Genomic DNA, 26,688 nt, shown 5'->3' on the forward strand with positions numbered 1-26,688 from the left:
GTCGGCGAGCGACTGGGCAGGCGTGCGGTGCTGCTCGTCCTGGATCAGGGCGACACGGCGTTCCACCCGCATGCGCCAGCGGTCGAGTGCGCCGTTGGCGACCATCTCGTCGACGGCCCGGTCGATCTCTTCGGGGATGTGCTGCTCTCGTGAGAGTTCAGTGTTGTCGTCCATGGTCACTGGCCGTCCTTTCCGGCCGTTCCGGAACCGGGTCGGCGAGGCATTCGGGACTTCAGCGTCTTTCGTGCCTGCGCGTGGTGCTGCCGGACGGTGTCTTTCGACTTGCTGAGGAAGCGCGCGGTCTCTTCGATGTTCAGGCCGTTCACGACGCGTAGATGCATCACGTCGTGCTGGGTCGGCGGCAGGGAGGCCAGGTGCTCGTTCACCCACTGCGTGCCCTGCTGGTCGTCGAAGTCACCGTCGGCGGCGGCGCCGGCAAGCTCCGCCATCACGTCCGGCGGATACGCGATGGTCCGGCCCGCCGCGGCGGACATCTTCTTGATCTCGTTCCGCAGAACCTGCCAGACGTACGCGCGTGGCTTGTCGATCTTGTCCCACCGCCGGGCCAGTTCGAACATGGCGTTGCAGGCGGCGTCCTCTCCGTCCTGTCTGGTGCCCAGACGCGCCCAGGCGAATTTGACCATGCCGGGCATCTCCTGCTTGAAGAAGGCAGTGAGCTCCGGGCCCATCCTCCAGGGCTCCGGCGCGGCGGCGGCGCCGTCCTGATGGTCGCCAGATGTGCCGACCGGCGCATCGGGTCTGGCACGAGGCGCACCCTCATTCGGTGAAGCCACCGGCACTCTCCGATCGCGTTGTTGTTGACCACTGCCAAGTAGTAGAGGCCGGAAGCCGCCGCGGCGTGAAAGGGTGTCCCCCGGCCGGGTGACCGGCCGCTTCTACGGCGCCGTCCTGCGCGCGGCCACGTACAGGCCGGCGAGCGCGATCTCCAACGTCAGGCAGGCTCCGAGGGTCGTCCCACCGACCGTGAAGATCGTCATCGCGTCGCCGCCGAGCACCGCCGTGATCAAGGCGGCGATCAGCGCGACGGACGCCGCGATCACGATGCCGCCGATCATCGCGATGAGTGCGATCGTGAGCCGCCGCGACTCGTGATTTCCGGTAGCCGACATTCCGTGGTTCCTCTCTCCATCCCGTCCGGCTGTGCGCCGTCATGAGAGAGAGCCGGTGACCACCAGAAATGTGAAGATCAACAGAAAGGGCGCGGGTACGGCGCACGGTTCTTCACTCGTACGAGTCTGACCCTTGACGGCCATCGGCGACGCCGTCAGGAGACAGTGATCGCCTTGAGCTCGGCCAGGCCGGTGTTCCTGGTTCGCGCCGACACCTTGGTGATGGTGAACCGCACGCTCGTGACGTCGCGGGCGCTGAAGTCGACGGTCAGTGGGGCTCCGTCGTTCGGCAGGGGGCCGACCTTGATCGAGGTGCCGTCGCTGAACGACAGCGTCCCGGCCAGAACCTGATCGCGGGGGTTGAGCCGGTCCTGGAGGGTGACCTGGCCGAGGCGCTGGGTGCCGGGCCAGGTCAGTGTGACCCAGCTGCCGGCCCTGCCGCCCTTGGTGGCCCACTCGCCGATACGCGTCGCGTCGAGTCGGCCGTCGGCGACCTTGCTCGCGGTCTGCGCCGTCTTCGTGTCCTGCGACGAGGCAGCCGGGGCGGCCCATCCGGCGACGTTGCGTCCCGGACCCTCCGGCGCGGCAACCGGCACGCTGTGCCTGAAGTAGCTGCTGTAGATGCCCGCGTCGCACTTCTCGGCGGTGTCACAGACGTGGAAGTCGTAGGCGGCGTAGGCCAGGAACGCGTCCATCTTGGCGTCGTGCTGCCCGGCCGTCAGGTTGTCCGGGTGCTCGGTGACGCCGTAGCCGAGGTAGCCGGTGACGGTGTGCTCGGTGGTGTACCGCTGCTGGGCGGCGTAGGCGAAGTAGGCGGCGGCATGGTGATCGTCGTGGTCGCCGTCGCCGTAGGTGCCGTGGAAATCGAGGGTCCGGACGGTCGCCGGTTGATAGGCGGTCATCACCTCGGTGAGCAGGTTGAGCAGCACCGTGTGCGAGTAGGCCTGCCTGGTGTCGAGGGCCTTGACGCTCGCCGACGGGTTGAGCCACAACTGCTGGACGGTCTGCAGCGGCCAGCCACCGACCCGGTCCGGCAGGCGCAGGAACAGCAGCGTGATGGGCGATCCAGCGAGCGTGGCCCGGTGCACCGAGCGCCGGTTGATGATCTCGGTGTCCTCGGTCCAGCGCTCGTCCACGCCGGCCATCCGCGCGTAGGCGGCCATCGCGCCGAGCTCGCGGCTGCGCCAGTACCGGCTGCCGCGCTTGGCGTCGCCCGCGGTGACAAAAACGGTGGTGACGCACTTGCCGGCGGTGATGTCGTCGCTGATGTCCGGGTTGATGAACAGCAGGTCGTCGTCCTGGTGCGCGACGACGTTCAGCGTGCTCGGGCAGGGCGTCATCGCTGTCGCCGGGGCAGGCGCGGCGGTGGAGCCGGTGACCGAGACGGCGGTCACGATGAGGCTCGCTGCGAGAAGTCGGAGGCGCACAGGTCTTTGATCGGCGACTACGGCGGGGGAGTGGCGATTTCGCCGGTTGCTATCCGGAGGCAGCTTCGGTGACCGGCTGGCGCAGGATGGTGCGCAGGCGGTCAGGCGTGACACGCCGGGCGTCGCTGAGGTAGATCTCGTGATGCCTTCCGGTCATCCGCAAGCCGTTGGCCGGGATGAACTCGTGGTGCATCCGGTCCAGCACCGGAGCCTCGTCGTCGTAGGAGCCGACGTGCAGCGTCTGCACGCACCGGCCCTCGGCCAGCGAACCCCATCGAACGCGGCTCTGCCCGGTCTTCTCGCGGGCGGCGGCGAACATGTCGCTGTCGATCCAGTCCGGGACCATGATCATGAGAGTCCAGTCCCAGCGCGCCTTATCACGCGACGACGTGAACGCATCCATGTCGTCGGCCCACCACAGGCCTTCCAAGGGCATCACAACATAGTCACGGCCCAGGGCCTTCTTACTGGCAAACTTCAATGTGTACGCCAGCGGGTACAACGCCGCGGCCGCCGCCGCGAACTCCGGCCCGGTATTGGGGTCCCCGTGCCCGTCGATCATCAGATATCGCAGCTCGGGCACGTCCACGATCCGGAACTGACCCTGCCGCGCCCGATAGGCGTCGATCTCCCGCTTGAAGTCGGTCTTCCCGTCGGCAACCACCGCGCGCCACGACCTCTCCGCCGCCTCGGGCTCGGGCGGCCCTGCCACGCTACCGGTACGTCGATCCGGGCGTGATCGGCACTCCCGCGGGCGGAGCGGCGTCCAGCGAGTCGGCGGCTCTCGGCCGTTGTGGCAACGCTGGGAGCCAGCCGCGGGAATCCAGCTGGTCGCCTCGCCGCCTCGCCGCCTCGCCGCCTCGCCCAGCTGATCAAGATCGGCCGAATTGACCCGGCCACTCCGTGCACCGACCACGGTCGCGGTCGTCGCCTACCGTAGCCAGGCCTCTGGTTGCTGGGGTCCGCTCCTGTCGATGAGGATGCATCCGATCACACTGAAACCGCCGCGACGAATAATCGATTTCCCGCGGTGCAGACCGTTGCGATAGTTGACCGATGATCGACAAGTTCAACCCACCGACCGTCCATGTGCCGGACGGCTACAGCCACGTGACGATTTCCGAAGCGGGTCGGCTGGCGCATCTCGCCGGGCAGTGCCCACTCGACCTCTCCGGCGAGGTGGTCGGCGAGGCCGGCGACTACGCCGCCCAGACCGAGCAGGTGACGACGAACTGCCTAGCGGTTCTCGAGGCCGCCGGTGCCACCCCGGCTGACGTCGTCCGGTCGGTCGTCTACGTGGTCAGCCCGGACAGTGCGGTTCTCTCCTCGGTGTGGCGACAACTCAACGCGTCGCCACTGGCCGAAGCATTCGCTACCGCCAGCACGCTGCTGGGTGTGGCGTCGCTCGGCTACCGCGGACAACTCGTCGAAATTGATCTCACTGCAGCGCTTCCAGACTGACCGTCGCTCGCTACCCCGGTCTTTTGCGTGGCTGAACTCGCCGGGCCGTGACGCTCGGTGAGCGGTCTCCGAGCGCCTGGCCGCTCGGAACACCGGCTTTGGTGCTCGTGGCGCGTTCTCGCGATGGCGACGTTGCCTCGGCCAATGGCGCTGCCGCGCACCGGTCAGCTTTCTGACCGCGATCGTCCTGTGGATAGCGCGCCGACGCGACACGCGCTCCTCCGTGCCAGCGATCGAGCTAGGTGTGGCTTTCCTGGCCGTGCTGCCGCTGCGCTCGGTGCTCGTGCCGTCCGGAATCACCGATCTGACCAAGGTCGACAAGCTGCTAGGCCTACAGATGGTCTTCGTCGTGGCCGGCGCGGCCTGCGCCGCGGCTGCCGCGGTCCTGCGCCGCCCGCCGCCGGACACCGACGCGCGCACATGAGGTACGAGGGCGGTGCCCTCAGGCGTCTTCCCGGGACAAACCTTTCACCTCTGAGCTGCTGCTAAAGGCCACTGCCGAAGTTTGCGCAGCCCAGTGCCGCCACGCATCCGGATTTGCCGCGAGTCGCACGATCGCACCCGATGAGCGATCATGGGGACGTGTTGACGGTCGCCTTTTCCCTCCAGCGTGCATCGGGCGAGATCGTCGACAGCTCATGCTGGAGGACAACGGTTTGAACGACTTGGATGTCATCTGGAACCAAGCCTGCGATTACGGCGCTGAGGGAGAAGTCCCTGAAGGCACGCCAACGGGCGTCGAGCACCTTGCGTCCTTGCTGCGCGTCTACAACTCCGCGATGGGTGGCGGCCTGGGCTTCGCGCTGGAGGTTAATGAGCCGTTCCGCGTCAGAAACGCAATCAACGCTTTGCGGTATTTCGAGCTCGCCGAGGCTGCGGACTTCCTGCAGGACGTCCTGGACCGCAGCCTGAATGGCGAATCCCCCGACTCCTTGCCGTCCGACGTCGACTTCTATGACCTCGTGGACGATGAAACAGGTCCCGTCCGCAGAGCATTCAAGGCGAAGGCGGCAGAGATTCCAACCGATTTCGGCTGTGACTAGGTGTTCTGCCCAGACAGGTTGGGAACACGGCTGGCGGGTGGGCCGCCGATGGCGGAGTGGGGCCGGTGGTGATTGTAGGTCGAACGGAACGGCTACGAGCGATCCGGGCCGCAGCGGTGGACGGCTGACCCGCAGGTCGCTCGACATCGGCTACCGGCTCTCGCCCCGCGGCGCTGCTGTCCTGGACCACGAGGGACATCCCCGGTCTTCCCTGGGCCGGCCGGGGCCCGAGCCGGGTATGCCGCTGCCCCGTAGCCGACATTCCGTGGTTCCTCTCTCCGAAGTCCCCGCAGCGCCATAGGCCACTACCACGGCGACCGGTCTTGAACCAGCCGGCTATGTCAGTGTTGTGTTGCGGCGCTGAGCCAGGAGTGCAGGAGCACCCGGTCGATCGAGTCGACGCGGCCGAGGGAGCCGGCCGCGGCCTTCTCGGCGAGTTCGCTTCGGGTGAACCAGCGGGCCTCGAGGATCTCGTCGCCGTCGGCAACCGGCGTGTCGTCGAGGGCTGTCGCGCGGAACGCCACCATCAGCCCGGCGGGGAACGGCCACGGCTGGGACCCGGCGTACTCCACCGCGCCGACCCGCAGGCCGACCTCCTCGGACACCTCCCGGCGCACGGCGTCCTCCAGGCTCTCGCCGGTTTCCACGAAGCCGGCCAGCGTGGAGAACTCACCGAGCACCGAAGCTCGATGACGGGCCAGTAGGCAGCGCTGCGCATCGGCTGCCGACTCGACCAGCATGATCACGGCCGGTTCGATGCGGGGGAAGAGCAGGCGCCCGCAGTCCGGGCAGGCGCGTACGTGCCCGCCGTCGCGGGGCTGGGTCGGCGACCCGCAGCGCCCGCAGTACCGCTGGTTGCGGATCGAGTGCAGGATCCCCCGGGCGTAGCCGAGCGTGGCCGCCTCCTGCGGGGTGTGTGCGGTGAAGACGGTGCGTACCGAGGCGGTCCCGTCACCACCGGCCAGGGCAACGGCGGCGGGCTGATCGAGATCGGACAGGTCCGCGGCGAAGACCGCTGCTCCGGCGTCCAGGCCGAGGAACACCGTTTCGCCGGCCGCGGCGATCAACTCCTGGGCGGGTGCCCCGGTCAACACGACAGCCCGGGCCGGATCGTGGCGCACGATGCAGTCGTCCTGCCAGAGGGGGAGCACGCGGGTGCCCGGCAGCGTCCGGGCCCGGGCCAGCCAGTCCGGATCGGTGCGATGGGTGCTCGCCCTGTCGAGCCCGCCTCCGGAATAGGGCGGGAGGTCCCTGGAATAGGGCGAGGGGTCGCTGGAATAGGGCGGGAGGTCCCTGGAATAGGGCGAGGGGTCGCTGGAATAGGGCGAGGGGTCGCTCACCCGAGGAGACTGCGCCACGGAACCTCCCGTATCCACTCAGCCGACAGTTCCGCGGACTCGGCGAGAAGGCCGGCCATGGCGGCCGAAACCGGGTCGGGCGTCGCGCACAACCAGGCCAGGGCGGCCGCGAACCGCACGTCCAGCGCGGCGTTCCCGTCCGCCCAGATCCCCGCTGTCCACGGCACCACATCCGCATCCTCGCACTCGATCGCCAACTGGGTGTGCCCAGGCACCAGGCTGATCCGAACCGCTGGCACCTCCTCCACCGCGAGCCGCTCCCACAGCGCTGCGCCCGGTGACAGCGCCCCGGCCAGCGCGTATCGGCCGCCCCACCAGCGGATTCATGGGGGACAGGACCGGCGGGGCGGGCCAGGCGCTGCTCAAGATAGGCGGGCTGGTGCGGCGGGCCCGCAGACTGCGCCAGACGCTCATCGTGTCGCGCGGCGCGGTACCTACACCTACACCTACATCTACATCTCAGGCTCCCAGGCGATGAGCTGGTCGAAGATGCCCGGATCGCCCTCGATCCGCAGCGACTTCGTCGTGATCCGGCCGTAGAAGAACATGACCAGCTCGCTGGCGGTGCCCCAGGCGGCGACGTCGGCCGGCTCCGGGCTCTCACCGGCGGCAGCGCTGCGCGGGAGCCGGGCGACGCGCGCGCCGTCGGCGGAGAGCCAGACGCGCCAGGAGTGGCCCTCGGCGGCGTGGTAGTCGACGACCGCCGGCTTGTGCGGCCACGGGGCCGTCGTCGCGCAGCAGGTGGTCAGGAACTCGTCGACCCCGTCGAGCGCCACCTCGACGGACAGCGGCTGCGGTGCGCCCACCGCGACCTGGGCGTCGTAGGTGTGCACTGCGAGCTGCTGGAGCTGGTGCCGGGCGACGGCACCGCTGGTCTGCGGCGACTGCGACGGGCCCCACCACGTCCAGCAGCCGCGGTCCGGTCCGGCCTCCCGCAGCGCGTCCAGCAGCTCCCGCACCGAGGCGGCGAACCAGGCCAGCAGGGCCTCGCGCTCGCGGGGCGCCACCGGGGCGGACACGGCCGCGGGAGCGTCGGCGGGCCCGGCGGCGACGGTGGCGGCCCACTTGTGCCGCCCATCCCCCAGGTGCTGCACGAGGTCGAACAGTGTCCACTCGGGGCACGTCGGCACCCGCACGTCGAGGCTGGACGCGGCGGCGACCGCGGCCTGGAAGGCGGTCGCCCGTTCGTCCATCAGGCGCAACAGGTCGGCGAACTCCAAAGTCTTCTCCACCGAGGCTTTGTATCACCGCACACCGGCAACCGAAAGCGGATTCAACCGCCGCCGCGGCCCGAGGCCGCCGAGAAAATCCGTTGCCCGGCGGCCCGCCGTTGACCATGCTGATCAACATGGGTCAGTAGGCAGTGGCGCACGCGCGGACCGAGGACGGGTGGGGTCACTCCCCGTCCCGCTCCGCCGTGCCACTCGAAGCCCGCACCCGGCGACCGTTGCGGGCTTCCTTCACGCGACCTGCAGCTTCCTTCACGCGATGTGCGGCTGCGACGTCGCGCCCGCCGGCGTGCTCGCGCTCAGGCGCCGGCCGTAAGCCACTGGATCCGGGAGGCGCTCCACCGCGCCTTCTCCTCACCTCTGGAATCGCCGAAGCCATGAACAGTTCTCGCAGCATCCGCGTGCCGGCCGACGGCCGCGGACCCGACATCGACCGCAAAGCCCTGTGGGTGGTCAGCGAGCTCGGACTGCCCACCATCCTCAGGGCCTGCGTGTCCTGCAGGTCAAAGCGTCACCGTCCCACCGGGAAGATCCGGGTGAACGCGAACCACAAACTCCTCGACGTGTGGCTGCTGATCTGCTGCGACCAGTGCGGCCGCACCTCGAAGATCCCCGTCCACGAGCGCGTCACCGTGCGGGCACTGGAACACGAACGGCTGGTGAGGTTCGAGAACAATGATCCGGCCATGGTGCGGCAACTCGCCATGGACGCCGCACTGGCCGGCAGGGCCGCCTACCGGCTCGACTGGACCGGCACCTGGCGGCTGGACACCGACATACCGTTCTACGACCTCGGAGCCGGCGACGCGGCGCCGCTCGAGGTCATCGTCAGGTTCGAGCTACCGGCGCCCGTGCGGGTCGAGAAGCTGCTCACCACCGGCTTCGGCCTGAGCCGCTCCGCCGTGCGGGGCCTGGTCGACTCCGGGCGTGTACGCCTGCCCCTGCCCGTCGACGCGAAGGCCCGCGAGGACTTCACCTTCCTCGTCCACGCCGCCGCGCCGAAGAGCCCGGGCGAACCCCGGGCCGGCCGCCCGGCATGAGGCGCCGCTGATCGTCCCCCTCCGGCCCACCGAGGCACTGGCGTCGGTGGGCCGGAGCACCACGCAGTGGCCGCCGGGCAGGGGTCGAGGTCCCGATCACCGGGGCCGCACGGCCTCGCCCTCCATCCCTACATGAAAGCTAGTGAACAGGGTGGATTAATCTGTTCTCGCCCCGCTGCCGGCGTGGGCCGGGACCCGGGGAGACATACATGAACGTCATGGGACATGGCCGTAAGGCCGCCTCGCTGGCGGCCGCCGCGATACTCGCGATCGGCGGCGTCGCGGGCTGCGCCAAGGAGGACACCGGCGGCACCACCGAGAGCGGTGTGAAGCTGGTGAAGACCGGCGCGCTGACCACCTGCACGCACCTTCCGTACGCGCCCTTCCAGTCGAAGGACCAGAGCGGCAAGGTCGTCGGCTTCGACGTCGCGCTCATCGACCTGGTCGCCACGAAGCTCGGTGTGACGCAGGAGATCGTGGACACGCCGTTCGAGGGCATCAAGTCGGGCTCGGACCTGAACGCCGGCAAGTGTGACGTGGCCGCGGCGGGCATGACGATCACCGACGAGCGCAAGAAGGTGCTGGACTTCTCCGACCCGTACTTCGACGCCACCCAGGCGCTCGCCGTGCTGACCGGCAAGGAGGTCAAGACGCTGGAGGAGCTCGTCGGCAAGCGCCTCGGCGTGCAGGGTGGCACCACCGGCGAGGAGTACATCAACACGCAGGTCAAGGAGAAGAACCTCAAGATCGAGGTGGTCTCCTACAAGGACCTTGCCGCGCTCCAGCAGGCGCTGGCCACCAACCAGGTTGTCGCCGCCGTCAACGACCTGCCGGTCTGGAACGAGTACATCAAGGCCAACCCCGGCAAGGTTGTCGTCGCGACCGGGTTCGACACCGGCGAGCAGTACGGTTTCGCCGTCAAGAAGGGCAACGCCGAGCTGCTGAAGAACGTCAACGAGGCGCTCGCGGCGTCACGCACCGACGGGACGTACGACAAGATCTACGCGACCTGGATCGGCGAGAAGCCGGCTGCCTGAACTATCAGCTGATCCTGCTCATGAAGCTGAGTCGCCGCCGGCGGCAGCGGATCTTCCGCGTCGCCGGCTACATCGTCTTCGTGCTGGCGATCCTGGCCGTGGTGGCTGCCGCGGACTGGGGTCGCCTGTCCGAGGCGTTCTTCCGGCTCGACGTCGCCGGGAGCATGTTCCCCGAGGCGATCACCGTCGCGCTGCGCAACACGATCATCTACACCCTGCTGGCGTTCGTGTTCGGCCTGACGCTCGGGCTCGTCCTCGCTCTGCTGCGGCTGTCGTCGATCCTGCCGTACCGCTGGTTCGCCACCGCGTACATCGAACTGTTCCGCGGGCTGCCGGCACTGCTCGTGCTGTTCATGGTCGGGTACGGCGTACCCCTCGCGTTTCCCGATCGTGAAATTCCCGGTGGTGTGTACGGATCGGTGACCGTGGGCCTCGGCCTGACCGCCGCGGCCTACATGGCGGAGACGATCCGGGCCGGCATCCAGGCTGTTCCGAAAGGCCAGCTCGAGGCCGCCCGTACGCTAGGCATGTCACACACCCGCGCGATGATCTCGATCGTGCTGCCGCAGGCGTTCCGGATCGTCATCCCGCCGCTCACCAACGAGATCATCCTGCTGACCAAGGACACCTCCCTGGTCTACGTCCTCGGCGTCACCGCGACGACGATCGAGCTGACCAAGTTCGCCGGGGACACGCTCAACACGCGCGTCAACCCGACACCGCTGGTGGTGGCCGGTCTGCTCTACCTGATGATCACCCTGCCGCTGTCACAGGTCGTCCGCGCCCTGGAGCGCCGGGCCGCGAGGGAGAGGTGACCGCGATGTCCACCATCGAGATCAGCGACCTGCACAAGTCCTTCGGCAAGCTGGAGGTGCTGCGCGGCATCAGCCTCTCGGTCGAGCCCGGCGAGGTGGTCTGCGTCATCGGCCCGTCCGGATCCGGCAAGTCGACGCTGCTGCGCTGCGTCAACCTCCTCGAGGAACCCACCTCCGGCTCCATCCGGGTGGCCGGTGTCGAGGTCACCGACCCGGACTGTGACATCGACGAGGTCCGGCGGGGCATCGGCATGGTCTTCCAGCAGTTCAACCTTTTCGGTCACCTGACCGTCCGGGACAACGTGACGATCGCCCAGCGCCGCGTCCTCAAGCGCAGCCGCGCCGAAGCCGGCCGGATCGCGGGGGAGAACCTCGACCGTGTCGGCCTCTCCGACAAGGCCGGCTCCTACCCCGCGCAGCTCTCCGGCGGCCAGCAGCAACGCGTCGCCATCGCCCGCGCGCTGGCGATGGACCCGAAGCTGATGCTCTTCGACGAGCCGACGAGCGCCCTGGACCCGGAACTGGTCGGCGAGGTGCTGGCGGTCATGCGCGGCCTCGCCGACGAGGGCATGACCATGCTGGTGGTCACCCACGAGATGGCCTTCGCCCGCGAGGTCGCCTCCCGGGTCGTCTTCATGGACGACGGCGTGATCGTCGAACAGGGCCCGCCGGCCGAGGTCTTCGGCAACCCTCGCGAGGAGCGCACTCGCGAGTTCCTGCACCGGGTGCTGGAACCCACCCATGTCACCGCGTTCTCAGACGAGCCGCGGTCGCTTGACGAACGGTGAGACGCGTGGCCGTCGTCTGGCGGCCACGTCCTCCACCCAGCCGAGCGTGAGCACCGCGGCGGCCAGCAGCACCATCGCGATCGTGAAGTCGGCCAGATACTGCAGCCCCTGCGTCGGGATCCGCCACAGCTGCAGCGGATCGAACAGCACCACCGCGATGGTGATCGCCACGTTGTGCCACAGATAGACGGTCACCGCGCGGTTGTTCACCATCGAGACGAAGCCGTTCACCGGCCGCACCCGCGCCAGCCAGTCCATCCGCGGAGCCCATCGCAGCAGCAGAAGCACAAATCCAATCGCATAGATCGTGTACGCCACCGGGATGCTCGTCAGATCCATGTGATTCTCGACCGGGTGCGTGTATGCCCAGGTCAACGCGCCCGCCACGCAGGCCGCCCCGAGCCCGAGAACCACCGCGGGACGCATCCGGGCCAGGTCACCCTCGCGGTGGGCCATGCCCAGGACCCAACAGGATGCGTACGCGAGAACGTTCTGCGCCACCCAGCCGACAGTGCCTCCGGAAGCGCCCGGGAACACGGACAGCGCCACCAGGCCGAGCAGGGGCAGCAGCACGGTCACCAGATGCGCCCGCCGGTAGAAGGCCAGCAGCAGCGGCGACAGCAGCACCAGCCACAGGTAGGTGACCAGATACCACAGCACGCCAGCCGCCGAGAACCCGAACTCGCTCGACGGGGGATCGGCGATCGGCACCACCCACAGCAGCAGTTTCGCCCAGGACGGGTGGTCCGGCCAGCCGTGATGCAGCATCAGCGGTACGAGGATGAGGCCCATCGCCCACAGCGCGGGGAGCAGGCGGCGGACCCGGTTGCGCAGGGCGGCGCCGGCGTTGCGGTCGAGCGACTTGACCATCAGCGAGCCGCCGAGCGCGAACATGACGCCCATCGAGGGGAAGACCAGCTCCAGCGCGGCGATCGGGAACGCGTGGAACAGCACGACCCGGACTATCGCCACGGCCCTGAGCGTGTCGAAGTACCTGTCCCGGTTGGGCTGCACCGTACCTCCGCCCGTCACACCGCTGGACCATCCGTCGCGGCGAACCACAACGTAGTGCTCAGCAGCCCCGCCGGCCGTACACCGAAGGTCCAGAAACGATCACCCGTTGATGGCCCGCTCGGCACCCTCCCGGCCACAACACGACCCGCAAAGGTCCAGCCCCACGGCGTCGGCTGGGATCAGCTCGAGTGGGCAGCTCAGCCCGGCGGTCGCGGCACAGGCTTGCGGTGCAGCAGGTCGCGGGCCGCTCGGGGCGGTGCGGGATCTGTCGTACCGAAAGCAGTTTTGAAAGACGCGGACTGCTCGGAGCGCGGCAGCCAGGGTGAGGCGCGCCTGGCGGCGGTTGGTGGCGAGAGCTGCTCAGTGTCTTGGTGGATCGGTCGAAAGGGGGACGTAGGGGTCGAGTCTTGAGGAGTGCTGATGGGCGACGCTCAGCGCGGAGTGGCGGGTCCGGCTGGTTGGTTCGCCAATCTGCGGGTGAACGCGAAGATCCAGTCGGCCATCGCGGTTGCTGCTGTGGCCGCCGTGGCGATCGGTATCACCGGTTTGATGGCGATTACGAACCTCGGTGAGCGCAATCATCTGCTGTACACCGACAACGTCGCCCCGCTCGCCCAGCTCGGTGCGGTGCAGCGCAGCCTCCAGGGGATCCGGGCCCGGTTCCTGGAGTACGGGGTGGCCACCCCGGCGACCCGCGAGAAGCTCGTGGAAGAGATCGACGCGCGCGAGGCCCGGGTCGACACGGCGCTGGAGGCTTATCTGCCGGGGGCCAAGGACAAGGGCACCGTGCAGGAGTTCACCGACGCGTACGCGAACCTCATCACCGTGGGTGAGCAGACGCTGATGCCGCTCGCGGCAAAGGGGCAGGTCAAGGCGTTCGGTGTCGCCTATCGCGAGCAGCTGATCCCGGTGATGGACGCTGCCTCGGACGCCATCGACAGCGAGACCGACGCCCAGATGGCGGAGGCGGCGCAGCGGGCGGCGGAGAGTGACGCGTCGGCGGCGACGGCCAAGCGGATGCAGATGATCGTCCTCGTGGTCGGACTGCTGGCGGCGATCGTTCTCGGTCTGCTGGTGGCTCGGCAGATCGTGCGCCGGCTGGAGAGGGTGAAGCGGTCGCTGAGCGCGATGGCCGACGGTGATCTGACCGTGGCTGCCGACGTCACCGGGCGTGACGAAGTGGGGCAGATGGCGGAGATGCTGGCGCGGGCGCAGACACAGACCCGTACGGTGGTCGCCTCGGTCAGCTCGGCAGCACAGAGCCTGGCAGCGGCCGCTGAGGAGACCTCGGCCATCGCCGACCAGATCAGCCGGGGCGCCGCGAACGCCTCGGAGGAGGCGGGAAAGGTGTCGGCGGCATCCGCTGAGGTGTCGCTGAGCGTGACTACCGTCGCTGCCGGTTCCGAGGAGATGGGTGCGGCCATCGCGGAGATCGCGCAGAGTGCCAATTCGGCCGCCGAGGTGGTCGGTCAGGCCGTCAACGTGGCGCAGAGCGCCAACCGGACGATCGCCACGCTCGGTGAGTCGAGCCGTGAGATCGGTGACGTCGTCCGGGTGATCACGGCGATCGCCGAGCAGACCAACCTGCTCGCGCTGAACGCCACGATCGAGGCGGCGCGGGCCGGTGAGACCGGCAAGGGGTTCGCCGTCGTGGCCGGTGAGGTCAAGGATCTCGCCCAGGAGACGGCCCGCGCCACCGAGGACATCGCCCGCCGGGTGGAGGCGATCCAGAACGACAGCGGCCAGGCGGTCACCGCGATCGCCGAGGTCAGCGAGATCATCGGGCACATCAGCGACTACACGACCACGATCGCGTCGGCGGTCGAGGAGCAGAGCGCCACCACCGCCGAGATGAATCGCAACGTCAACGAGGCGGCGACCGCGACCGGCCAGATCAACTCCGGTATCGGCAATGTGGCGGAGAACGCCCGCACGACAGCGGAGTCGGTGGGCGACGCGCAACGCTCGGCTGCGGAACTGTCCCGCATGTCGAGCGAGTTGCAGACCGCCGTCTCACACTTCGTCTATTGACCGGTCCGGATCATCCGACAGCCGGATTGGATGCCCCGCATGTCCGGGTATAGGGGGCGCACTCCCGTACCCGACATGTAAGGACATCAGGTGAGCGAGCAGCACCCACACCCGGAGACAGTAGTTCTGCTCCCGGTCTACCGCCCGGGCAAGGCACTGCACGATCTTGTCACGGAGTTGCTCGCCGAGGGATTCGAAGCGGCGCGGACCATCATCGTCGACGACGGCAGCGGCCCGGACGCCGAGTCCGAGCTGGCCGTGATGCGCCTGCTCGGCTGCACAGTGCTGCAGCATCCCTCCAATCAAGGAAAGGGCATCGCCCTCAAAACCGGATTTCGGTACGCCGTGACGGCACACCCCGGTCTGGACGTCGTCTGCGCCGATCCGGACGGGCAGCACCACGCCACCGACATCCGCCGGGTCGCCGAGCGGGCCGGGCAGGGGCACATCGTTCTCGGCGTACGCGCTTTCGACGGCATGCCGGCCCGGAGCCGCTTCGGCAACACGATCACCCGGGCCCTGTTCCGGGCCGCCACCGGACGCGGGGTCTCGGACACCCAGACCGGGCTGCGGGTCTACCCGTCCGCCCTGTTGGAGAGGCTCTGCGCCGTGCCGGGGGAGCGGTTCGAGTACGAGATGAACGTCCTGCTGGAGGCCGCCCGCACCGGACATCGGATCGAGGAGGTGCGGATCCCGACGATCTATGTGGACGGCAACAGCTCGTCACACTTCGGCAGCGTGGCCGACTCGGTCCGGATCTACCGCCCGCTGCTGCAGTATGCGGCCACCTCCCTGCTGAGCCGCCGAGCCGCTTGATCCGCCGGACCGCCTGGGTGACGCAGCTACCAGGTGACACTTGGCCCGGTTCGGGTTTTGGCCGGGGACGCGGTGGGCAGAAGCAGCACGAAAGCCAAGGAGGTGAGCACGGTGACAACAAACAATTCATCACCAACGGGTACGCCCGGAGCGGCGTCCACAGCTGATCTGGTGAGCCAGGCGGCTGCCCAGATCTCGACGCTCGTACGCGACGAACTGGCCCTGGCCAAGCTCGAACTGGCGGAAAAGGGCAAGCGGGCCGGGGTCGGTGGTGGCCTGTTCGGTGGCGCCGCCGTGCTGGCGTGGTTCGGGCTCGGCCTGCTGCTGACACTCGCGGTCGTCGCGCTGGACGCGGTCTGGCCGTTGTGGGTGGCCGTGCTGGTGGTCATGGTGGTGGTGTTCGCCGCCGCCGGCGTGATGGCCCTGCTGGGTAAGAAGCAGCTCAAGGCGGCCGCCCCGCCGGTGCCGTCGGACGCCATCGCCGGCGTCGAGGCCGACGTGCAGACCGTGAAGGTCGCCGCCAACCGGGGACGGCACGCATGAGCGAGAGTCCCTCGGATCCGCGGCAACTGCGCGACGAGATCGAGCAGACCCGTGCCGACCTGGGCACCACGGTCGAGGCCCTCGCCGCGAAGACCGACGTGAAGACCCGCGCCAAGCGGCGGGTCGCTACGGTGAAACAGCAGGTTGCCGACGCCGGCCAGCGGCCGGAGGTGCGCCAGGCGGCTCAGCCGGCCGTGATCGCTGTGGCCGCTCTCGTACTCATCGGCGTAGTCATCCTCGTGGTGCGCCGCCGGCGGTAGATCCGCCGTTCCATCTGTTGTCGAACGATCCGGAGAAGAACGCATGAGAATCGTCAAGTTGGCCGCCGGTCTCGCCGTCGGTTACGTGCTGGGCAGCCGGGCGGGCCGGGAGAAGTACGAGCAGATCGCCGCGACCGCGCGCAAGGTCAGCGCCCACCCGAGCGTCGTGCAGGCGCAGGAGAAGGCCAAGACCCTGATCAGCCCGAGCGGCAGCAGCGGCTCCAGCAGCACCGGGAGCACCGGCTCAAGCAGCAGTATCGGCACTGGGAGCACGAGCAGCATCGGCAGCACGAGCACCAGCAGCACCACTGCTGTTGACACTCCGGTTGTTGATGCGACACCGACGCCCGCCGCAGTTGGTGCGGCTCGGCGCAAGCGGGTCACGTCCCCCACCACGCCGGACGTTCCCGGCGAGACGCTTCCGTAACTGCTGCATCACCGCGGGCCCGGCCGGAACTCTCCCGGCCGGGCCCTCGTGTGCGGCCCGTCATACCTTGGCGACGTGAATCTCGCCGTGCCGGTGCTGATATATGCCGGTCATCACGCCACCGATCATGACCGCCGCGCAAATTCCGACCAGCACCGGCGGTGCCAGGTCCAGCACCATGATCACGACGATCGCCGGGACGCCGAGCCCCGGCCACACCAGGACGGCCCGGTGGTGGCCGGCGAGCACGCCCTGGATCAGGGCGGCGCTGAGCAGATAGCCCGCCAGCCCCGCGCCGAGAACACCGCGGGTGCCGGCGCTGAGGTGCTCCTCCGATCCGTGGGCGATGGCATGCTCCAGCCCGACTGCCACGGCGGCCAGGCTGATGGCGACCGGCAGGTGGGCGTACACATAGAAGTCATGCACTCCCTCGCGCGTGCGTTCTCCGCCCTCCTTGACCAGGCGCCGTTTCGCGGCGCCGCCGGAGAGGTCGAAGTAGGACCACCACAGCGCCGCCGCGACCAGGAACGCCGCCAGGGCGGTGGTGACGACGCCGGCCGTCCACTTGCCCTCGTGCAGGCCGTGCACGGTGCCGCCGATGGATTCGCCGAGCACCAGGATGACGAAAAGACCGAATCGTTCCGGCAGGTGCTCCATGTGCAGCGGCGGCGCGTCCGGCAGCCGGGCGGCCAGCGCCGGGCCGATAAGATCCACGAGCACACCGACACCCCACAGGACATACCTGCCGGGCGCCGCCACCATCAGCGAGACCAGCCAGAAGGCGGCACCGGCCGCGTGACCGATAAGGTACGGCCGAATGCCCACCCGGGTCTCCGGCAGCGTCCGCCAGACCCGCAGGTAGCCGACGACCAGCACGATGCGCAGCACCGCATAGCCGAGGGCGAACCAGGTGCCCGCCGAGCCGGTGACCTGGTCGGCTGACGCGGCCATCACGATCACTCCGGCCATCCCGGTAAGGGTGAGCAGCCGGAAGATCGCGTCGTCGGTGTCGAACCGGTTGGCGTACAGCGTGGTGCTGGCCCAGGCCCACCATCCGACGGCGAGGAGGGCCGCGAACTTCAGCCCGCCGGCGGCTGTCTCGTTCTTCGCCAGCACATCGGCGCAGCCGGCCACGAAGAGCACGAACGCCAGGTCGAAGAATAGCTCCAGGCGAGTGGAGGAGCGGTCCGATTCCTGGTTGAGGTCCGGCTCGCGAACGAGTTCCCGCTCTTCCCTGTCCTCCCTCTCGAGCCGAGCGCGCTCGTCCTCGTCGTCCCGATCTCGGCGGGTGCGCTCGTCCTCGTCGTCCCGATCTGGGCGGGTGCGCTCGTCTTCGTCGTCCCGATCTGGGCGGGTGCGCTCGTCCTCGTCGTCCCGATCTCGGCGGGTGCGCTGGGCCTGGGGCGGACCACTTGCGGGCTCGGGTTTCTGGTCTGCTGACACGCCCCCGGGCTACCCGGACAGCGCCCCGCTACACCGGATCCGGGTCGGACGGAGCTATGGAGTCGAAGAACGCGGATTTCTGTCGCTCGTATTCATCGGGTTCACCGAGATGCCGGAGCTTGATGGCGTTGTAGGTCTCGACGAGCGCGGGATCAGCCGCCATCCGCTGCCAGGTGCGGGTGAAGCGCAGGTCGTGTTCGGAACCGGCCGGGGTGACCGCCACCCCGGCCGGCAGCGGCGCCTCCACCGTGAACGTCGCCAGCGTCGCCTGCCAGATCTGCGGGTGCACCACCTCGTAGACCGATCGCAAGATGGTCACCACCCGCGTAAAGGTGGAGGCGGGCACCCGCAGGTGCAGGTCGACGTCACCCTTCGTGAGGGCGGCGGGCAGGGAGCTGCCACCGACCAGGACCAGGTCGAACGGCCCGGGCAGCAGGGCGGCCAGCCGTTCGCGTTCGTGCCGCACGATCGAGTGTGCCGCGTCGAGGAAGTCGGCGCCGGGTCGCAGATCGGGCATCGTCCATGGTGGCACGTCGCCGGGTCAGTGGCCGGTGATCGACCAGTGCCACGGCTCGGAGGGCAGGTTGACGAGGCCGTATTTGCCCGCGTTGGCGGCCAGCCACTTGAACGCGGGACTCTTGCGGCTGTTGACGGTCTTGCCGCCGGACGTGATGTCGATGGCCAGGCCGAGCTCGTGCAGGGACCGGCCGGGAATCGCGGTCGGTACGCGGCACGAGGACGAGGGCGCGGTCCAGACGTCGGGGCAGCCGTTCGACTTGCGGAGCGCGATCTGCTGCTCCTTGGTGCGGAAACCGCCGCCGGACAGTGGGACGCCGGCCTTTGCGGCGTCGTCGAGCATGCGCTGGAAAGGGAACGCGACGATTTTGTTGACGGTTACGCCGTACACTTTGGTGGTTTGCTTGATGGTGAATCCCGCCCGCGTCTGGGTGACAACCGGCCCGCTCAACGTCGTGGCCTGCACAGCCAAAGATGCCCGCTTTTGCGGCATGACGGCGATCTTCGTCTGTGCGATGGTCACGGTCGTGATCGCGGCCTGATGAGCGGTGGTCGCCGCGGTGACCTGGGAGGTTGCTGACGCGTACGTGGATCTGGTGGTCTTGAGCGTCGTCGCGGTCTGCCGCACAGTCGCTGCCCGGGTCTTGACCGTCACATTGGCGGCAATCAATTTCTGAGTTGCTTTGGCGATCCGGGTCTTGCTGCGCGGGTGCCTCTTCTTCGTCGCAGTCAGCGCTTTCTTTGCCGCGATTGCTGCCGTTTTCGCCGCGGCGTGCCTCGTCCGGGCTGTCTGGTCAGCGGCGGTCGCGATGGTGACGGTCTTGGCGGCGGACGCCTGGACCCGTTGCGCCTTGATGATCTCCGTATTGCGGACGATCACTGTGGTGCGGAGTGCGGGCAACTGCGTGGCGAGGCGGGTCGCTTCCGTCTCGAGGTCGAGCTTGAGACGCATCACCCGCACCCATGTCGTGCCGGCCGCCGCTGTTGCCGCGGGAGCTTCCGCCGGTTTTGCGGCGGCGGCTTGCGCCGGTTTTGCGGCGGGAGCTTCCGCCGGTTTTGCGGCGGCGGCTTGCGCCGGAGACGCTGTCGCGCTGACGATCAGAAGAGCAGGAGCGGCGATGTGTACGGCGGCACGACTCATTCGCGTAAGCCGATGTCTCGTCGAGTTCACAGCCCGCTGACTCCTCCCCGGCCGAGCGTGTCCCGGCGCCGGTGGGAGAAATCGGTGGCACCAGCGGTCACTTGAGAAGTCCTCAGCAACGAACTCGTGCTGCAACGCGGCTGATCCCCTATGAGCAGGCAACTCACCTGCTTCTTCCGCCCAGCAAGACGGACCTCGATGGCGCCACCGGGACGGCTTGGCATCACAATGGCGCCATAGGGTTGCGCGTGGCATCACGGTGATGCCATAGTGGTGTCATGGAATTGCAGCCCTACATCGACGCTCTGCGACACGAGCTGGCACTCGCCGCCGCAGCCGGCGGTGACGACGCTCGCGAGCTTGCCGAGCGGCTCACCGCGCCGCTCGAATCGGGAGTCCGGCTCGCCCTGCTCGACGCCCTCTCCGAGGCGGCCGCCGAGATCACCCGCGATCTCGCGCCCGGCTCGGTCGACCTGCGGCTGCGTGACCGTGAACCCAGCTTCGTCGTGACGCCGGCCCCCGCAGACCCGTGGAGCGACCAGCCGGTCGTCCCGCCCCCGCCCGACCCGGCGCCGCCGCTCGCACCGGCTCCCGCCGCGGGCGAGGACGAGGCAACCGTGCGAATCAGCCTGCGACTGCCGGAGCACCTGAAAACCCGCGTCGAGCAGGCCGCCGCCCGCTCCGGCGTCTCCATCAACACCTGGCTGATCCGAGCCGCATACGCCGCAGCCGACGGAGACACGGTGCGACCCCCGACCGTGAGCACACCCAGCACCACCAGCGGCGCCCAGCACTACACAGGCTGGGTCCGCTGACCGGCTGACCGGCTGACCGGCCGGCCCGCTGGCCCGCTGACCCGGCTGGCCCGCTGGTCCGCTGGCCCGCTGGTCCGCTGGTCCGGCCGACCCGCTGGCCCGCTGGTCCGCTGGCCCGGCCGACCCGCTGGCCCGCCGGCCCGGCCGACCCGCTGGCCCGCCGGCCTGCGGGCCCCGCTGGCCCGGTCGGTTGGCCGGGGTGGCTCGCTGGCCTGTTGATCCTCTGACCTACAGATCCGCTGACCCTCAAGGAGAACGGAGAACCACCATGAAGACCTTCGACACCCCCGGACCCATCAGTGCCTCCGTCGAGTTCGCTGCCGCTGACGTGCGAGTGGTCGCCAGCGACCGGGTAGACACGGTCGTGCACGTCACCCCCGCGGACGCCACCCGGGACCGCGACGTACGCGCCGCCGAGCAGACCCGCGTCGAGTTCCTGTCCGGCACTCTGACTGTGCGCGGTCCCCGCCTGCCCGGCCTCGGCATGTTCGGCAGGGTGGGCACCGTCGACGTGCTCGTCGAGCTGCCGACCGGCTCGGACATCACGGCCAAACTGGGTGTCGGCGGAGCCCGCTGCACCGGGGCGCTGGGTGATTGCCGGTTGCGCAGCGGTGCCGGGGATCTGCAGGTCGAACAGGCCGAAAGCCTGATCCTGACGACCGGGATGGGACTGGCGGCCGCCGAGAACGTGACCGGCGACGCGAAGCTCACCACCGGTTCCGGCAAGCTGCAGCTGCGTTCGGTCGCCGGGCCGGCCAACCTCAAGAACGGCAACGGTGAAACCTGGGTCGGCCACGCCGGCAACGATCTGCGGATCAACTCCGCGAACGGCGACATCTCGGCTGACCACCCCACCGGCTCGTTGACCGCGAACACCGCCAACGGCGACATCCGCATCCGCGAGCTGGTCCGCGGCTCGGCGACTCTGCGCAGTGCGGCCGGCCGCATCGAGGTCGGTATCCGCGAGGGCACCGCTGCCCGCCTGGACGTGCACACCTCGTACGGCAGGATCCGCAACGAGATGACGGCAACCGAAGGTCCCGCCGGGACGGACGAACAGGCCGAACTACGCGCCCGCACCTCGTTCGGCGACATCCTGATCCGCCGCTCCTGACCCCTCCCGCTCGACTGCCGCTCCGGAGCCTTTCCTGATCCGCTCCTGAGCTGCCGCCCTTCCCTCCTCACCCCACCGTTCCCGACCGTGACACTCACATCCGCCGGCGGTGCTCCCTGCCCGGGCGTGACACTCACATCCCACCGCGGTGGTCCCTGCCCGGGCGTGACAGCCACATTCCACGGCGATGGTTCCTGCCCGGGCGTCACACTCACATCCCACCGCGGTGGTCCCTGCCCCGAGCCGTGGCGCTCAGACCCGCCCGGCTGTGGTCTCCGCCCCGGAACCGGCAAGAGTCGCAGACAGCCGTGCCCAGCCGCACCCGGCCGGCGACGGTTCTCCCCAATTACCAGCAAGAGGCGAAACGGCCGTGCCCCCGGCCGGTGATGCCCCCTGCCCGCAAACCGCCAGGAGGCGTAGATGACAACGACAGTCACCACCCGGCCCGCCATTTCGGTGTCCGGACTGCGCAAGACGTTCGGCACCAACGTGGTCCTCGACAACATCGACCTGAGCGTCACCGAGGGCACCGTCTTCGCCCTACTCGGCCCCAACGGCGCCGGGAAGACGACCATGGTGCGAATCCTCGCCACGCTGCTGCCGCCCGACGCCGGCTCCATCCGTGTCGCCGGGCACGACCTGATCCGCGACCCGGACGGTGTCCGTGGTGCGATCGGGCTCACCGGCCAGTTCGCGGCCACTGACCGGCTGATCACCGTCCAGGAGAACATGCGGCTGATGGCCGACCTGAACCGGCTCGGCCGCACCGAGGGCAAGCGGCGGGTGGACCGGCTGATCGAACGTTTCGATCTGGGGGAGTCGGCACGAAAACCGGTTTCACTGCTCTCCGGCGGCCAGCAGCGCCGCCTGGACCTGGCGATGACCCTGGTCGGCAACCCGCAACTGATCTTCCTGGACGAGCCCACCACCGGACTCGACCCGCGCAGCCGGCACGCGATGTGGCAGATCGTCCGCGAGCTGGTCGCTGACGGTGTCTCGGTTTTCCTGACCACCCAGTACCTCGACGAGGCCGACGAGCTCGCCGCCCGGATCGCCGTGCTGGACCACGGCCGCATCGTCGCCGAGGGCACCCCCGACGAGCTCAAGCGCCGGATCCCCGGCGGGCATCTGCTGCTGCGTTTCAGCGACCCGAACAGCTGGCGCACGGCCGCCGCGATCCTCACCACCGCGCAGCGCGACGACACGGCGCTGACATTGCAGGTACCCAGTGACGGGGACGTCGCCTCGTTGCGGGCGGTGCTCGCCACGCTCGACAGCGTGCATGTCGAGCCCGACCACCTGGCGATCCACACCCCCGACCTGGACGACGTGTTCTTCGCCTTCACCGGTGCCCCCGCCACCCCCGCCACCCCCGCTTCCGAGGAGTCCTGATGACGACGCTGGCCCACACCCTCACGGATTCCCGGACCATGCTGCGCCGGCAGCTGCTTCATCTGAAGCGATACCCGTCGCTGACCTTCTTCCTGGTCGGCCTGCCGGTGATCTTCCTGCTGCTGTTCGTCTACGTCTTCGGCGGCACCCTCGGCGCCGGGCTCGGCGGTGACCGCTCCGATTACCTGAACTACCTGACCCCGGGCATCCTGCTGTTCACCGTGGCCGGAGCCGCCGCCGGCCCCGCCATCTCGGTGGCCACGGACATGACCGAGGGCATCGTCGACCGGTTCCGCAGCATGGCCATCGCCCGGGGCGCGCTGCTGACCGGACATGTTCTCGGCAGCATGGTGCAGAACGTCCTGGCGATCCTCGCCGTGCTCGGTGTCGCGCTGCTCATCGGCTTCCGCCCGAACGCGACCCCGGTCGAGTGGCTGGCCACCTTCGGCGTACTCATGGCCACTGCTTTTGCTCTGACCTGGTTCGCCGTGGCCCTCGGCATGGTCGCGGACAGCGTCGAGACGGCCAGCAACACGCCCATGTTTCTGAGCCTGCTGCCGTTTCTGGGCAGCGGATTCGTGCCCACCGAGACGATGCCCGCCGGGCTGCGCTTCTTCGCGGAGCACCAGCCCTTCACCCCCATCATCGAGACCCTGCGGGGGCTGCTGCTCGGCACCGGCATCGGCAACAGCGCCGTCGTCGCACTCGCCTGGTGCGCCGGGATCGCGCTGCTGTCTTACCTCTGGGCCAAGCGAAAGTACAACCAGCGGGCCACCCGCTAGTTCACCCGCTTCCCAGGCTGAGCGGCTGCTCAGCCTGGGAAGTCGCCTGTCCGGGACAGGCATCGTCTCCAGCGTTACGACGACCGCGGTTCTCATGGACCCAATATGGAGTCTCCCCCAAGGGACGGGTCAAGACTGGTTGGTCGTGCGAGCGACACCGCCCACGAGCTGACCTGCCTCCATCGCGGCCCGGTCGGCCGGCAGGATCGGCCGCACCCGGCTCAGCGACGGGTCTCCGCTGACTCGGCATGGCCAAGGCCGGCGATCATCCATCGGCTGTCGGGCTGGAAGGGTTTGCCTTCCCAGTCCGCCCATGTGAATCGCGGTTCGAGGCCGGCCGCGGACGCCATGGTGAGCAATTGTTCCGGCAGCAGGAAGCGCAGGTGGACGTCTCGCAGCGAGGGCGACACCGTCTCCTCGAACTGGTATCGGTGGAGTACACGCTGGGTGGTGGGATCCCACGTGGTCTCCACGTGGCAGCTGCCCTGGCCATTGGTGAACTGGCGGGGCTGACCGAGACGAGTGGTGTCCACGATGCCCATCTCGATCAGCAGCAGGCCGTCAGGTCGCAGGTGGGCGGCGGCGTTGCGAAGGAATGTGGCCTGCTCCTCGGCACTCTGCATCACCCAGATCGAGTTGCAGAGGATGTAGATGAGCCCGTACTGATCGTCGCCGCGAATGCCGGGGAGGACGTCGAGCCGGGCGTCGACGAGATCGCCGCCGGGCTTGGCCCGTAGCTGGTCGAGCATCTCTGGCGATGCGTCCGTGGCTGTCACGTGGAGGCCACCGCGGGCCAGTGGGATGGCCACTCGGCCGGTACCAGCGGCCACTTCGAGCACCGGGCCACTCCCGGCGAGGTGCCGCAAGGCGGCGACGGTGGGCGCGGTCTCGTCGTCGTGACCGGACGGCAGGTCGTAGTCGGCCGCCCATTGCCGTCCGTACAGCCCTGGGTCGACTTGAGGAAAGGAATCACCCATTGCCGTCCTCCTCGATCTAGCTCTGGCCGACCGTATCAGGGGGTCATATACTCACGTCGATCGATTCGGCCGCAAGGTACGAACCGGCAAACACTCACGAGGGGATACTGCGATGGACGTCCTGAAGGAACTGGAACCGCGCGACGCCGGCAACGAAACCGTGGAGCCGGCGGCTGGTCTGACGACCGCCTCCGCCCGGGACCTCAGTGGTGACACGGACCGGAACCAGGAGTGGACCAGGTTCGGCTCCATGGACGCCGGCCAGCGGAACAAGGAGTGGACCAGGTTCGGCACGATGGCCGCCGGCGAGCGCGACTTCGAGTGGACCAGGTTCGGCACGATGGACGCCGGCGAGCGAAGTGCCGACTGGACCAGGTTCGGCATCATCGACTCCGCGTCGGTCAGCTGACTTTCGGCCTGCCGCAGCCGGAGGTGGGTTCTTTGGGCCGCCGCGTCGACGTCGTCGAGCGTTTCGTCCGGGATAGCGCCGCCTCCGGCTATCGCGTTGATACGACCCCGACGTGGGTCCGGGTTTGCCCGCCGGCTGTCGAACTGCCCGAGCATGGGTGGAAGTTGCACCTCTCCGCGCGCGCCGTGGCTTATCTCGATGTGGTGCGCCTGGTTGTTCCGGTACTGCTGGCTGAGCGGTGTCCGTTCAAGCTGGCCGCGTCCGAGGAGGTTCTGCGCCAACTCAATGACGGAGTCTCCGCGCCGGCCCTCGTCGGTAAGGCCATCACCGTCTACCCGGACCATCACCGTACTCGTGATCTTGGCCTGCGCCTGGCCGCGTTGCTGAATGGCGTCGGCGGCCCCCGAGTGCTCAGTGACCGCCGAGTGGATCCGTCCGCTCCGGTCTACTACCGCTACGGCCCGTTTCAGGGGCCGGATGCTCAGGCCGATGGCCGTCTGGTCGCACCTATGCGGGGACCGGACGGCACGGAGATCGATGGCGCGGCCACCCTGGTGTACCGGCAGCCGCCGTGGACGATCGACCCGTTCACCGGTCAAGACGCGTCCGAAGCCAACCGGGTTCCGGAACCGGTCCTGTTCGGTGGGCGATACCGCGTGTGTGATGTCATTCAGGCGTCTGCCCGGGGTGACGTGCTGCGGGCAGTCGACACCGTCAGCGGCGCCCCGGTGGTGATCAAGCAAGCGCGGGCCTACGTCGCGGAAGAGGACGGAAGCCTCGACACGCGGCTGCGGCTGCGCAATGAACGCCGAGTCCTGCACGCCCTCGACGGAATGACAGGGGTGCCGAGACTTCTGGACCACTTCCGGCACGGTGCGGACGAGTTCCTGGCTCTCAGCGATGAAGGCCCGTGCAACCTCCGCGACGCTGTGCGGCAGGCGGGCGGCTACATGAGTGCCGGAAGCGGGCCGGACGGTGTCCAGGCACTGCGCCGGCTGGCCGCGGATCTGGCCTCGATCGTGCTCGACCTGCACCGGAGAGGCGTGGTGATGCGCGACCTGGCGCCGAAGAACGTGACTCTCCATGGGATGCGGGTGAGCTTGGTCGATTTCGGCCTCGCGAGCTACGACGGTGTGCATTTCCAGGGCGGCACGCCGGGTTTCGCTCCCGCCCGGCAGTGCCGTGGTGGGCCTCCCGAGGAGGGCGATGACCTTCACGCGCTGGGTATGACCATCTGGTTCGCTATGACCGGCCGAGACCCGGTCTGGCTCGATACCGACGTGGAGGCATCTCGCGCTGAGGCGCTGCGGGATATCCACGAGCAGTACGGCGTACGGCCGGAGGGTCTGCCCGGCGGCGTGGTGGCGCTTCTCAGCGGCGATGCGGATGTTGCGCGAAGCGCGGCGGCCAGGATCGCGTCCCAACTCTGATGTCGTGGCCCTCACGAAGGCATCAGCGACAACCGGTGCTCGACCTTCACCGACGAAACGAACTGGTGCTGTGCCAACGCGTTCCGCGTCGACTGTGGGGCTTGACTCTGCCCCTGGGGCAGACCCGACCCTTGAGGCATGGAATTGACCGACACGTTGGCGATCGCGATTGCTGCCCACCTGACCACGCACCGCACTGGCGACGTGGAATTTTCGTCAGCGCCTTCACCGCCGAGGCCAGCGTTATCGA

General features: G+C 68.7%; 30 protein-coding genes. 18 read left to right on the top strand and 12 right to left on the bottom strand.

Annotated features, from left to right (window positions below; all coding sequences use genetic code 11):
* Positions 1 to 176: 176 nt before the first annotated feature.
* From ACFQV6_RS31655 to ACFQV6_RS31670, 4 genes are all read right to left on the bottom strand, one after another.
* Positions 177 to 800 carry an RNA polymerase sigma factor gene (locus ACFQV6_RS31655; RefSeq protein ID WP_378031300.1) on the bottom strand — a complete coding sequence of 208 codons (624 nt, stop codon included), beginning with the start codon at positions 798 to 800 and terminating at the stop codon, positions 177 to 179.
* A 96-nt stretch (positions 801 to 896) separates the two neighbouring features.
* Positions 897 to 1,130, bottom strand: a complete 234-nt coding sequence (locus tag ACFQV6_RS31660) for a hypothetical protein (RefSeq protein ID WP_378031301.1) — start codon at positions 1,128 to 1,130, stop codon at positions 897 to 899.
* A gap of 155 nt (positions 1,131 to 1,285) precedes the next feature.
* Entirely contained in the window at positions 1,286 to 2,524 is a 1,239-nt protein-coding gene (locus ACFQV6_RS31665; RefSeq protein WP_378031302.1) for a PIG-L family deacetylase, read from the bottom strand.
* 82 nt (positions 2,525 to 2,606) lie between these two features.
* Positions 2,607 to 3,269, bottom strand: a complete 663-nt coding sequence (locus tag ACFQV6_RS31670; protein ID WP_378031303.1) for a GyrI-like domain-containing protein — start codon at positions 3,267 to 3,269, stop codon at positions 2,607 to 2,609.
* Between the two features lie 344 nt (positions 3,270 to 3,613).
* Between ACFQV6_RS31670 and ACFQV6_RS31675 the strand changes: the two genes are divergently transcribed.
* The 3 genes from ACFQV6_RS31675 (at position 3,614) to ACFQV6_RS31685 (ending at position 5,061) form a co-directional block, all read left to right on the top strand.
* Positions 3,614 to 4,018 carry a RidA family protein gene (locus ACFQV6_RS31675; protein WP_378031304.1) on the top strand — a complete coding sequence of 135 codons (405 nt, stop codon included), beginning with the start codon at positions 3,614 to 3,616 and terminating at the stop codon, positions 4,016 to 4,018.
* Positions 4,019 to 4,262: 244 nt separating this feature from the next.
* A complete protein-coding gene (locus ACFQV6_RS31680) occupies positions 4,263 to 4,442 on the top strand; it encodes a hypothetical protein (protein WP_378031305.1) in 180 nt (59 codons plus the stop codon).
* Positions 4,443 to 4,656: 214 nt separating this feature from the next.
* Positions 4,657 to 5,061 carry a hypothetical protein gene (locus ACFQV6_RS31685; protein ID WP_378031306.1) on the top strand — a complete coding sequence of 135 codons (405 nt, stop codon included), beginning with the start codon at positions 4,657 to 4,659 and terminating at the stop codon, positions 5,059 to 5,061.
* A 341-nt stretch (positions 5,062 to 5,402) separates the two neighbouring features.
* Here the strand turns inward: ACFQV6_RS31685 and nudC are convergent, their stop codons facing one another.
* The 3 genes from nudC to ACFQV6_RS31700 form a co-directional block, all read right to left on the bottom strand.
* On the bottom strand, positions 5,403 to 6,401 hold the full coding sequence (gene nudC, locus ACFQV6_RS31690; protein ID WP_378031307.1) for an NAD(+) diphosphatase: 999 nt from the start codon (positions 6,399 to 6,401) through the stop codon (positions 5,403 to 5,405).
* Positions 6,398 to 6,658, bottom strand: a complete 261-nt coding sequence (locus ACFQV6_RS31695; protein ID WP_378031308.1) for a hypothetical protein — start codon at positions 6,656 to 6,658, stop codon at positions 6,398 to 6,400. The genes nudC and ACFQV6_RS31695 overlap by 4 nt, the downstream gene beginning before the upstream one ends.
* Before the next feature lie 213 nt (positions 6,659 to 6,871).
* Positions 6,872 to 7,651 carry a maleylpyruvate isomerase family mycothiol-dependent enzyme gene (locus ACFQV6_RS31700; RefSeq protein WP_378031309.1) on the bottom strand — a complete coding sequence of 260 codons (780 nt, stop codon included), beginning with the start codon at positions 7,649 to 7,651 and terminating at the stop codon, positions 6,872 to 6,874.
* A gap of 374 nt (positions 7,652 to 8,025) precedes the next feature.
* On the opposite strand from ACFQV6_RS31700, the gene ACFQV6_RS31705 reads away from it, so the two are divergent.
* The 4 genes from ACFQV6_RS31705 to ACFQV6_RS31720 all read left to right on the top strand — a co-directional run bounded on the left by ACFQV6_RS31705 (position 8,026) and on the right by ACFQV6_RS31720 (position 11,328).
* Positions 8,026 to 8,688, top strand: a complete 663-nt coding sequence (locus tag ACFQV6_RS31705) for a DUF1062 domain-containing protein (RefSeq protein ID WP_378031310.1) — start codon at positions 8,026 to 8,028, stop codon at positions 8,686 to 8,688.
* A gap of 209 nt (positions 8,689 to 8,897) precedes the next feature.
* On the top strand, positions 8,898 to 9,725 hold the full coding sequence (locus tag ACFQV6_RS31710; protein WP_378031311.1) for a basic amino acid ABC transporter substrate-binding protein: 828 nt from the start codon (positions 8,898 to 8,900) through the stop codon (positions 9,723 to 9,725).
* A 20-nt stretch (positions 9,726 to 9,745) separates the two neighbouring features.
* Positions 9,746 to 10,540, top strand: coding sequence for an amino acid ABC transporter permease (locus ACFQV6_RS31715; RefSeq protein WP_378031312.1), 795 nt, complete (start codon positions 9,746 to 9,748; stop codon positions 10,538 to 10,540).
* Between the two features lie 5 nt (positions 10,541 to 10,545).
* Entirely contained in the window at positions 10,546 to 11,328 is a 783-nt protein-coding gene (locus ACFQV6_RS31720; protein ID WP_378031313.1) for an amino acid ABC transporter ATP-binding protein, read from the top strand.
* Here ACFQV6_RS31720 and ACFQV6_RS31725 read toward each other — a convergent pair.
* Complete coding sequence (locus ACFQV6_RS31725) at positions 11,296 to 12,342, bottom strand: acyltransferase (protein WP_378031314.1); 1,047 nt, start codon at positions 12,340 to 12,342, stop codon at positions 11,296 to 11,298. The genes ACFQV6_RS31720 and ACFQV6_RS31725 overlap by 33 nt on opposite strands.
* Positions 12,343 to 12,762: 420 nt before the next feature.
* On the opposite strand from ACFQV6_RS31725, the gene ACFQV6_RS31730 reads away from it, so the two are divergent.
* From ACFQV6_RS31730 to ACFQV6_RS31750, 5 genes are all read left to right on the top strand, one after another.
* Positions 12,763 to 14,373: a methyl-accepting chemotaxis protein gene (locus ACFQV6_RS31730; protein WP_378031315.1), complete on the top strand. Its 1,611-nt coding sequence runs from the start codon at positions 12,763 to 12,765 to the stop codon at positions 14,371 to 14,373.
* Positions 14,374 to 14,463: 90 nt separating this feature from the next.
* Positions 14,464 to 15,189, top strand: a complete 726-nt coding sequence (locus ACFQV6_RS31735; protein ID WP_378031316.1) for a glycosyltransferase family 2 protein — start codon at positions 14,464 to 14,466, stop codon at positions 15,187 to 15,189.
* A 171-nt stretch (positions 15,190 to 15,360) separates the two neighbouring features.
* Positions 15,361 to 15,732 (top strand): phage holin family protein, encoded by a 372-nt coding sequence (locus ACFQV6_RS31740; RefSeq protein ID WP_378031317.1) that lies wholly within the window; start codon positions 15,361 to 15,363, stop codon positions 15,730 to 15,732.
* Positions 15,729 to 15,992, top strand: coding sequence for a DUF3618 domain-containing protein (locus ACFQV6_RS31745; protein WP_378031318.1), 264 nt, complete (start codon positions 15,729 to 15,731; stop codon positions 15,990 to 15,992). Before ACFQV6_RS31740 ends, ACFQV6_RS31745 begins: the two co-directional genes overlap by 4 nt.
* 43 nt (positions 15,993 to 16,035) lie before the next feature.
* Positions 16,036 to 16,419 carry a hypothetical protein gene (locus tag ACFQV6_RS31750; RefSeq protein WP_378031319.1) on the top strand — a complete coding sequence of 128 codons (384 nt, stop codon included), beginning with the start codon at positions 16,036 to 16,038 and terminating at the stop codon, positions 16,417 to 16,419.
* Positions 16,420 to 16,479: 60 nt separating this feature from the next.
* On the opposite strand, the gene ACFQV6_RS31755 is transcribed toward ACFQV6_RS31750, so the two are convergent.
* The 3 genes from ACFQV6_RS31755 to ACFQV6_RS31765 are packed head-to-tail and all read right to left on the bottom strand — an operon-like array spanning position 16,480 to position 19,519.
* Positions 16,480 to 17,862: a low temperature requirement protein A gene (locus tag ACFQV6_RS31755; protein ID WP_378031320.1), complete on the bottom strand. Its 1,383-nt coding sequence runs from the start codon at positions 17,860 to 17,862 to the stop codon at positions 16,480 to 16,482.
* 28 nt (positions 17,863 to 17,890) lie between these two features.
* Positions 17,891 to 18,379, bottom strand: a complete 489-nt coding sequence (locus ACFQV6_RS31760; RefSeq protein WP_378031321.1) for a hypothetical protein — start codon at positions 18,377 to 18,379, stop codon at positions 17,891 to 17,893.
* Positions 18,380 to 18,403: 24 nt separating this feature from the next.
* Positions 18,404 to 19,519, bottom strand: coding sequence for a M15 family metallopeptidase (locus tag ACFQV6_RS31765; RefSeq protein ID WP_378031322.1), 1,116 nt, complete (start codon positions 19,517 to 19,519; stop codon positions 18,404 to 18,406).
* Positions 19,520 to 19,797: 278 nt separating this feature from the next.
* On the opposite strand from ACFQV6_RS31765, the gene ACFQV6_RS31770 reads away from it, so the two are divergent.
* The 4 genes from ACFQV6_RS31770 (at position 19,798) to ACFQV6_RS31785 (ending at position 23,622) form a co-directional block, all read left to right on the top strand.
* Complete coding sequence (locus tag ACFQV6_RS31770) at positions 19,798 to 20,334, top strand: hypothetical protein (protein ID WP_378031323.1); 537 nt, start codon at positions 19,798 to 19,800, stop codon at positions 20,332 to 20,334.
* A 268-nt stretch (positions 20,335 to 20,602) separates the two neighbouring features.
* Positions 20,603 to 21,448, top strand: coding sequence for a DUF4097 domain-containing protein (locus ACFQV6_RS31775; protein ID WP_378031324.1), 846 nt, complete (start codon positions 20,603 to 20,605; stop codon positions 21,446 to 21,448).
* 420 nt (positions 21,449 to 21,868) lie between these two features.
* Positions 21,869 to 22,840 carry an ATP-binding cassette domain-containing protein gene (locus ACFQV6_RS31780; RefSeq protein ID WP_378031325.1) on the top strand — a complete coding sequence of 324 codons (972 nt, stop codon included), beginning with the start codon at positions 21,869 to 21,871 and terminating at the stop codon, positions 22,838 to 22,840.
* Entirely contained in the window at positions 22,840 to 23,622 is a 783-nt protein-coding gene (locus ACFQV6_RS31785) for an ABC transporter permease (RefSeq protein WP_378031326.1), read from the top strand. Before ACFQV6_RS31780 ends, ACFQV6_RS31785 begins: the two co-directional genes overlap by 1 nt.
* A 221-nt stretch (positions 23,623 to 23,843) precedes the next feature.
* On the opposite strand, the gene ACFQV6_RS31790 is transcribed toward ACFQV6_RS31785, so the two are convergent.
* Positions 23,844 to 24,599 (bottom strand): class I SAM-dependent DNA methyltransferase, encoded by a 756-nt coding sequence (locus tag ACFQV6_RS31790; protein WP_378031327.1) that lies wholly within the window; start codon positions 24,597 to 24,599, stop codon positions 23,844 to 23,846.
* 112 nt (positions 24,600 to 24,711) lie between these two features.
* Here ACFQV6_RS31790 and ACFQV6_RS31795 point away from each other — a divergent pair, with 112 nt between their 5' ends.
* On the top strand, positions 24,712 to 25,008 hold the full coding sequence (locus ACFQV6_RS31795; RefSeq protein WP_378031328.1) for a hypothetical protein: 297 nt from the start codon (positions 24,712 to 24,714) through the stop codon (positions 25,006 to 25,008).
* A 32-nt stretch (positions 25,009 to 25,040) separates the two neighbouring features.
* On the top strand, positions 25,041 to 26,438 hold the full coding sequence (locus ACFQV6_RS31800; RefSeq protein WP_378031329.1) for a hypothetical protein: 1,398 nt from the start codon (positions 25,041 to 25,043) through the stop codon (positions 26,436 to 26,438).
* The last annotated feature ends 250 nt before the right edge of the window (positions 26,439 to 26,688 follow it).

This window comes from Actinoplanes sp. GCM10030250 (assembly GCF_042666575.1).
Taxonomy (GTDB): Bacteria; Actinomycetota; Actinomycetes; order Mycobacteriales; family Micromonosporaceae; genus Actinoplanes.

What these genes read in the sequence shown, in the direction of transcription:
- ACFQV6_RS31660 (WP_378031301.1), bottom strand. Translation starts at nt 1,130, where the DNA reads ATGTCGGCTACCGGAAATCACGAGTCGCGGCGGCTCACGATCGCACTC.
- ACFQV6_RS31675 (WP_378031304.1), top strand. Translation starts at nt 3,614, where the DNA reads ATGATCGACAAGTTCAACCCACCGACCGTCCATGTGCCGGACGGCTAC.
- ACFQV6_RS31685 (WP_378031306.1), top strand. Translation starts at nt 4,657, where the DNA reads ATGCTGGAGGACAACGGTTTGAACGACTTGGATGTCATCTGGAACCAA.
- ACFQV6_RS31705 (WP_378031310.1), top strand. Translation starts at nt 8,026, where the DNA reads ATGAACAGTTCTCGCAGCATCCGCGTGCCGGCCGACGGCCGCGGACCC.
- ACFQV6_RS31710 (WP_378031311.1), top strand. Translation starts at nt 8,898, where the DNA reads ATGAACGTCATGGGACATGGCCGTAAGGCCGCCTCGCTGGCGGCCGCC.
- ACFQV6_RS31715 (WP_378031312.1), top strand. Translation starts at nt 9,746, where the DNA reads ATGAAGCTGAGTCGCCGCCGGCGGCAGCGGATCTTCCGCGTCGCCGGC.
- ACFQV6_RS31720 (WP_378031313.1), top strand. Translation starts at nt 10,546, where the DNA reads ATGTCCACCATCGAGATCAGCGACCTGCACAAGTCCTTCGGCAAGCTG.
- ACFQV6_RS31730 (WP_378031315.1), top strand. Translation starts at nt 12,763, where the DNA reads ATGGGCGACGCTCAGCGCGGAGTGGCGGGTCCGGCTGGTTGGTTCGCC.
- ACFQV6_RS31745 (WP_378031318.1), top strand. Translation starts at nt 15,729, where the DNA reads ATGAGCGAGAGTCCCTCGGATCCGCGGCAACTGCGCGACGAGATCGAG.
- ACFQV6_RS31750 (WP_378031319.1), top strand. Translation starts at nt 16,036, where the DNA reads ATGAGAATCGTCAAGTTGGCCGCCGGTCTCGCCGTCGGTTACGTGCTG.
- ACFQV6_RS31760 (WP_378031321.1), bottom strand. Translation starts at nt 18,379, where the DNA reads ATGCCCGATCTGCGACCCGGCGCCGACTTCCTCGACGCGGCACACTCG.
- ACFQV6_RS31765 (WP_378031322.1), bottom strand. Translation starts at nt 19,519, where the DNA reads ATGAGTCGTGCCGCCGTACACATCGCCGCTCCTGCTCTTCTGATCGTC.
- ACFQV6_RS31770 (WP_378031323.1), top strand. Translation starts at nt 19,798, where the DNA reads ATGGAATTGCAGCCCTACATCGACGCTCTGCGACACGAGCTGGCACTC.
- ACFQV6_RS31775 (WP_378031324.1), top strand. Translation starts at nt 20,603, where the DNA reads ATGAAGACCTTCGACACCCCCGGACCCATCAGTGCCTCCGTCGAGTTC.
- ACFQV6_RS31780 (WP_378031325.1), top strand. Translation starts at nt 21,869, where the DNA reads ATGACAACGACAGTCACCACCCGGCCCGCCATTTCGGTGTCCGGACTG.
- ACFQV6_RS31785 (WP_378031326.1), top strand. Translation starts at nt 22,840, where the DNA reads ATGACGACGCTGGCCCACACCCTCACGGATTCCCGGACCATGCTGCGC.
- ACFQV6_RS31790 (WP_378031327.1), bottom strand. Translation starts at nt 24,599, where the DNA reads ATGGGTGATTCCTTTCCTCAAGTCGACCCAGGGCTGTACGGACGGCAA.
- ACFQV6_RS31795 (WP_378031328.1), top strand. Translation starts at nt 24,712, where the DNA reads ATGGACGTCCTGAAGGAACTGGAACCGCGCGACGCCGGCAACGAAACC.